Annotated in this window: 5 protein-coding genes; all 5 read left to right on the top strand. The window is 71.0% G+C overall.

The genetic code is table 11. From position 1 onward, the window contains the following. Positions 1 to 150: 150 nt before the first annotated feature. From ftsW to ACTHK2_RS03220, 5 genes are read left to right on the top strand one after another with little or no spacing between them, the layout of a single operon-like run. Complete coding sequence (gene ftsW, locus ACTHK2_RS03240; RefSeq protein WP_440244258.1) at positions 151 to 1362, top strand: putative lipid II flippase FtsW; 1212 nt, start codon at positions 151 to 153, stop codon at positions 1360 to 1362. Positions 1363 to 1397: 35 nt separating this feature from the next. Then, complete coding sequence (murG, locus tag ACTHK2_RS03235; protein WP_440244259.1) at positions 1398 to 2441, top strand: undecaprenyldiphospho-muramoylpentapeptide beta-N-acetylglucosaminyltransferase; 1044 nt, start codon at positions 1398 to 1400, stop codon at positions 2439 to 2441. Beyond that, entirely contained in the window at positions 2438 to 3880 is a 1443-nt protein-coding gene (gene murC, locus ACTHK2_RS03230) for a UDP-N-acetylmuramate--L-alanine ligase (protein WP_440244257.1), read from the top strand. Before murG ends, murC begins: the two co-directional genes overlap by 4 nt. Further along, positions 3877 to 4875: a D-alanine--D-alanine ligase gene (locus ACTHK2_RS03225; protein WP_440244256.1), complete on the top strand. Its 999-nt coding sequence runs from the start codon at positions 3877 to 3879 to the stop codon at positions 4873 to 4875. Before murC ends, ACTHK2_RS03225 begins: the two co-directional genes overlap by 4 nt. Further along, a complete protein-coding gene (locus ACTHK2_RS03220; protein ID WP_440244255.1) occupies positions 4872 to 5597 on the top strand; it encodes a cell division protein FtsQ/DivIB in 726 nt (241 codons plus the stop codon). The genes ACTHK2_RS03225 and ACTHK2_RS03220 overlap by 4 nt, the downstream gene beginning before the upstream one ends. The last annotated feature ends 63 nt before the right edge of the window (positions 5598 to 5660 follow it).

Below are 5660 nucleotides of genomic sequence, written 5' to 3'. Positions count from 1 at the left end.
GCTACTTTGATGGTGCGGTTCTGGGGGCGCTCCGGATGCCCCTCACCCCACCCTTTGCCCCGCAACGGGTCCCCCCCTCTCCCGCGAGGCGGGCGAGGGGCGGTGGGCGGCTGCCTGCGGCAGCCGCATGCTTCGATGGGGGTCGCTGAGATGCTGCTTTTCGACTTCAGCAACGACGAGCAGCAGGCGACGCGCTTCGGCGACGTCAGGGGCCGCTACGACCTCGGGCTCGTCGTCGCCGCGATGCTGCTCGCGAGCCTCGGCCTCGTGATGGTCGCATCGAGCTCGATCGCGATCGCCGACGGCCAGCACGTCGGCGCGTTCTACTATCTCTACCGCCACATCGCGTTCCTCGCGGTCGGGCTCGTCGCCGCGCTCGCGATGGCGCGCATCGAACTCACCTGGCTCGAACGCCATGCGCTGCCGCTGCTGCTCTGCGGCGCGGTGCTGCTGCTGCTCGTGTTCGTGCCGTTCATCGGCGTGCGCGTGAACGGCGCGCGGCGTTGGATCCGCTTCGGCTTCATCGGCTTCCAGTCGGTGGAAGCGGTGAAGATCCTGCTCGTCATGTACATGGCGAGCTATCTCGTGCGCCATCGCGACAACCTGCAGGGCACGCTGCTCGGCGTGCTCAAGCCGCTCGGCATCGCCGCGATCTTCGCCGGTCTGCTGCTCGTGCAACCGGACTTCGGTTCCGCGACACTGCTGATGGCGGTCACGCTCGGCATGGTCTGGCTCGGCGGTGCGCGCCTGCGCAACCTCGCGGCGCTCGGCGCGCTCGCGCTGCCCGTGCTCGCCATCGCCGCGCTGAGCCAGGACTACCGCGTCAAGCGCCTCACCTCGTTCCTCGATCCGTGGGCCGATCCGTTCAAGGACGGTTTCCAGCTGACCCAGGCGCTGATCGCGATCGGCCGTGGCGAATGGACCGGTGTGGGGCTCGGTGCCTCGGTGCAGAAGCTGTTCTACCTTCCCGAAGCGCACACCGACTTCATCCTCGCCGTGCTCGCCGAGGAACTCGGCTTGGCGGGCATCGTACTCGTACTCGCGTTGTTCGCCTGGCTGGTCGGCCGCGGCTTCGCGATCGGCCTGCGCGCGGTCGAGCAGAACCGCCATTTCGCCGGCTACTGTGCGTTCGGCGTGTCGCTGATGCTCGGCCTGCAGGCGCTCGTCTCGATCGGCGTGAACCTCGGCGTGTTGCCGACCAAGGGGCTGACCCTGCCGCTGGTAAGTTCGGGCGGTTCGAGCGTGATGATGACGTGCGCGGCGATCGGCCTGCTCGCGCGCGTGAGCTATGAGGTGTCGCGCGCCGAGGCGGCGATGCTGCAGGTGATCAGCGAGCGCCGGGCGCTCGAGGTGCGCACGTGAGCGCCATTGCCGATCGCGACGGGCCGGTGCTGGTCATGGCCGGCGGCACCGGCGGGCACATCTTCCCCGGACTCGCCGTCGCCGACGAACTCGTCGCGCGCAAGGTGCCGGTGATCTGGCTGGGCGCGGAGGGCGGCCTCGAAACGCAGCTCGTGCCGCGCCATCGCCTGCAGCTGGAGACGCTTTCCATCGGCGGCCTGCGCGGCAAGACCATGCTGACCAAGCTTGCGATGCCGTTCCGCCTCGTCGGCGCGGTCGCAGGCGCGCGGGCGCTGCTCGGACGGCAGCGGCCACGCTGCGCGATCTCGCTCGGCGGCTATGCCGCCGCGCCGGGCGGCATCGCGGCGCAGCTCTCGGGCGTACCGCTCGTCGTGCACGAACAGAACAGCATCGCAGGCATCACCAACCGCCTGCTCGCGCGCCGCGCGCAGCGCGTGCTGACCGGCTTCCCCGGCGTGTTCGAGCGCGGCGAATGGGTCGGCAACCCGGTGCGCGCGTCGATCGCCGCGGTGAAGCCGCCCGCGCAGCGCTACGCGGGCCGCGAAGGTCCGCTCCACCTGCTCGTGCTCGGCGGCAGCCAAGGTGCGCAGAGCCTCAATGCGGCGTTGCCCGAGGTGCTGCGCCGGCGCGGGTCGCGCATGGCGGTGGCGGTACGCCACCAGTGCGGCTCGAAGCACTTCGACAAGGCGCGCGCTGCGTACATGAACGCCGGCATCGACGCCGACGTCGTGCCGTTCGAAGACGACATGGCGGCCGCGTACGCGTGGGCGGATCTGGTGATCTGCCGCGCCGGCGCGCTGACCCTGGCGGAACTCGCCGCGGCCGGGGTGCCATCGATCCTCGTGCCGTTCCCGCATGCGGTCGACGACCACCAGACGAAGAACGCCGAAGCGATGGTCGCGGCCGGCGCCGCGCGCCTCGTCGCCGAGGGCGACGAGTTCGTCAAGCGCCTCGGTGCGGCGTTCGAGGAACTCAACGACCGCGCGCGCCTGCTGCGCATGGCGAATGCGGCGCGCACGCACGCCAAGCCGGACGCGGCGCGGCGCATCGCCGACATCTGCCTGGAGGCCGGCGCATGACCCCGGCGCGACTCGAGCAGCACGGCGACATCATGCTGGACTTCCGCCGCGTCCACTTCGTCGGCATCGGCGGCGTCGGCATGAGCGGCATCGCCGAGGTGCTGTGCAACCTCGGCTATTCGGTGTCGGGCTCGGACAAGGCCGACAATGCGACGACGCGCCGCCTCGCCGGCCTCGGCGCGCGCATCGACCGTGGCCATGCGGCCGCGCACGTGGCCGATGCCGACGTGATCGTCGTGTCGAGCGCGATCAGGGCGGACAATCCCGAGCTCGTCGCGGCGCGCGAACGGCGCATACCGGTCGTGCCGCGCGCGGAGATGCTCGGCGAGCTCATGCGCTTCCGGCGCGGCATCGCGGTCGCCGGCACGCACGGGAAGACGACCACGACGAGCCTCACCGCGAGCGTGCTTGCCGAAGCCGGGCTCGACCCGACCTTCGTCATCGGTGGCCAGCTCATCGCCGCGGGCGCGAACGCGCGCCTCGGCACGGGCGAGTACCTCGTCGCCGAAGCGGACGAATCGGACGGTTCGTTCCTGCTGCTGTCGCCGGTCGTCGCGATCGTCACGAACATCGACGCCGACCACCTGGAGAACTACGACGGCGACTTCGAACGCGTGAAGAAGGCGTTCGCCGATTTCCTGCACCGGCTGCCGTTCTACGGGCTGGCGGTGCTGTGCGTCGACGACCCCGAAGTCGCCGCGCTCGCGCACGCATCGAACCGGCGCGTGCTCACGTATGCGATCGACGCCGATGCCGATGTGCGCGCGTCGGAGCTGCGCCAGGACGGCCAGGCGACGCGGTTCACCCTGCACCTCCCCGAGGGCGCGCCGAGCGTGGAAGTGCGCCTCAACCTGCCCGGGCGCCACAACGTGCTCAACGCGCTCGCCGCGTGCGCGGTCGGCTGGCAGCTCGGCGTGCCTCCGGAAGCGATGCAGCGCGCGCTCGCGCAGTTCCAGGGCGTCGGGCGCCGCTTCCAGCTGCGCGGCGACATCGAACTCGACCGTGGCCGCGCGCTGCTCGTCGACGACTACGGCCATCATCCGCGCGAACTCGCCGCCGTGTTCGCCGCGGCGCGCGCAGGCTGGCCGGATCGCCGCCTCGTCGTGGCGTTCCAGCCGCATCGCTATTCGCGCACGCGCGACCTGCTCGACGATTTCGCGAAAGTGCTCGCCGAAGTCGACGTGCTGGTGCTCACCGACGTCTATCCCGCCGGCGAATCCCCGATCGCGAATGCCGATGGCCGCGCGCTCGCGCGCGCCGTGCGCGCGCGCGGCAAGGTCGATCCCGTGCTCGTCGACCGCCCGCGCGACCTCGCCGCCGCATTGCCGCCGCTGCTGCGCGACGGCGACCTGCTGCTCCTGCTCGGCGCCGGCGACATCGGCGCGACCGCCACCGAACTCGCCGCCGCCGGCCACCTGAAGTCCAAAGGAGCCGCATGATGCCGGCTTTCACGAATCGCGAATCACGAGTCACCCATCCCGGCTTTCGCGTCCCCGACGCGAAAGCCTTCGGCCGCGTCGCCGTGGTCATGGGCGGCCAGTCGGCCGAGCGCGAGGTGTCGCTCGACTCCGGTCGCAACGTGCTCGCCGCGCTGCGTGCGAAAGGCGTCGATGCGCACGCGGTCGATGGCATCCCGGCCCTGCTCGACGCGCTGCGCGCAGGCCACTACGCGCGCGTGTTCAACATCCTGCACGGCCAGCACGGTGGTGGAGAGGACGGCGTGCTGCAGGGCGCACTCGAGTCGCTGCACGTGCCCTACACGGGCTCGGGCGTGCTCGGCTCGGCGTTGTCGATGGACAAGGTGCGCACCAAGCAGGTGTGGATCGCCGCCGGCCTGCCGACACCGCGCTTCGTCGCGCTGCGCAAGCGCAGTGGCGCGACGCCGGACGTGCACGCGGCCGCGGCGAAGCTCGGCTTGCCCGTGATCGTCAAGCCGGCCTGCGAAGGCTCGAGCGTCGGCGTGTCACGCGTGTTCCGCGACGGCGACCTCGACGAGGCGGCCGAACTCGCGGCGCGCTATCCCGGCGACCTGCTCGTCGAGGAGATGATCGTCGGCGACGAACTCACCGTCGGCATCCTCGGCCGCGAAGCGCTGCCGTCGATCCGCATCGTGCCCAAGGGCGCGTTCTACGACTACCACGCCAAGTACGTCGCCGAGGACACGCAGTACATCTGCCCCGGCCTCGATGGCGATGCCGAAGCCGAGATCCGCGCGCTCGCCCTCGCCGCATTCGACGAGGCGGGATGCTCGGGCTGGGGCCGCGTCGACGTCATGCGCGACCGTGAAGGGCGCAACTACCTGCTCGAAGTGAACACCGCGCCGGGAATGACGAGCCACTCGCTCGTGCCGAAAGCGGCGGGCACGCTCGGCATCGGCTTCGAGGACCTGTGCTGGCGCGTGCTCGAAACCTCGTTCGAGGAGAAGCGCGGATGAGCACGGGCTTCCCGTTCAAGCTCGCCGCCTGGGGCATCGCGCTCACGCTCGTCGCGCTGCCGATCCTCGGCGTGCTCAACGGCTGGTTCGCGAGCGACCGCTGGCCGGTCACGCAGCTCAACGTGAGCGCGCGCTTCGACCACGTCAGCGCCGAACAGATCCGCGCGGCGGCGCAGCCGCTGCTCGGCAAGGGCTTCTTCGCGCTCGACCTCGACGACGTGCGCGCGTCCGTCGCGAAGCTGCCGTGGGTCGAACGCGTCGAAGTGCGCAAGCGCTGGCCGGACACGGTCGAACTCGTCGTCCTCGAGCAGCAGCCGTACGCGCGCTGGGGCGAGGATCGCCTGATCAACCGTCGTGGCCAGCTCTTCAGCGTCGCCGGAGCCGAGGGGCTGCAGGGCCTGCCGCGCCTCAGCGGCCCCGACGATCGGCTCGACGACGTGCTGCGCTTCCACGCCGAATGCCAGCGCGAATTCACCGGCAGCGGGCTCGCGGTCGACGCGGTGGCGCTGTCGCTGCGCGGCGGCTGGCGCCTGGAACTCGCGTCGGGCACGGTCGTCGAGCTCGGCCGTGACGACGCGCAGCGGCGCCTCAAGCGCTTCCTCGACGTCTGGCCGCGCCTCGCCGGCACCCATGCGAGCGCCCCGGCCTACATCGACCTGCGCTACGAGAACGGCTTCGCGATGCGCTGGCCGGAGCCCGCAGCGGACGGGAAAAGGGAATAGGGAATCCGGGAAAGGCAAACGCAGGCAGCCACCCGGCGGCCCGGTGCACAAACAAGCCCCACC

The organism is Dokdonella sp., assembly GCF_051958935.1.
Classification (GTDB): Bacteria; Pseudomonadota; Gammaproteobacteria; order Xanthomonadales; family Rhodanobacteraceae; genus Dokdonella_A.
The sequence above is the reverse complement of the archived record's forward strand: the minus strand, read 5'-3'. Positions and strand labels throughout refer to the sequence as shown.

Coding starts and splice junctions, on each gene's coding strand:
- ftsW (WP_440244258.1), top strand. CDS start 151: ATGCTGCTTTTCGACTTCAGCAACGACGAGCAGCAGGCGACGCGCTTC.
- murG (WP_440244259.1), top strand. CDS start 1,398: ATGGCCGGCGGCACCGGCGGGCACATCTTCCCCGGACTCGCCGTCGCC.
- murC (WP_440244257.1), top strand. CDS start 2,438: ATGACCCCGGCGCGACTCGAGCAGCACGGCGACATCATGCTGGACTTC.
- ACTHK2_RS03225 (WP_440244256.1), top strand. CDS start 3,877: ATGATGCCGGCTTTCACGAATCGCGAATCACGAGTCACCCATCCCGGC.
- ACTHK2_RS03220 (WP_440244255.1), top strand. CDS start 4,872: ATGAGCACGGGCTTCCCGTTCAAGCTCGCCGCCTGGGGCATCGCGCTC.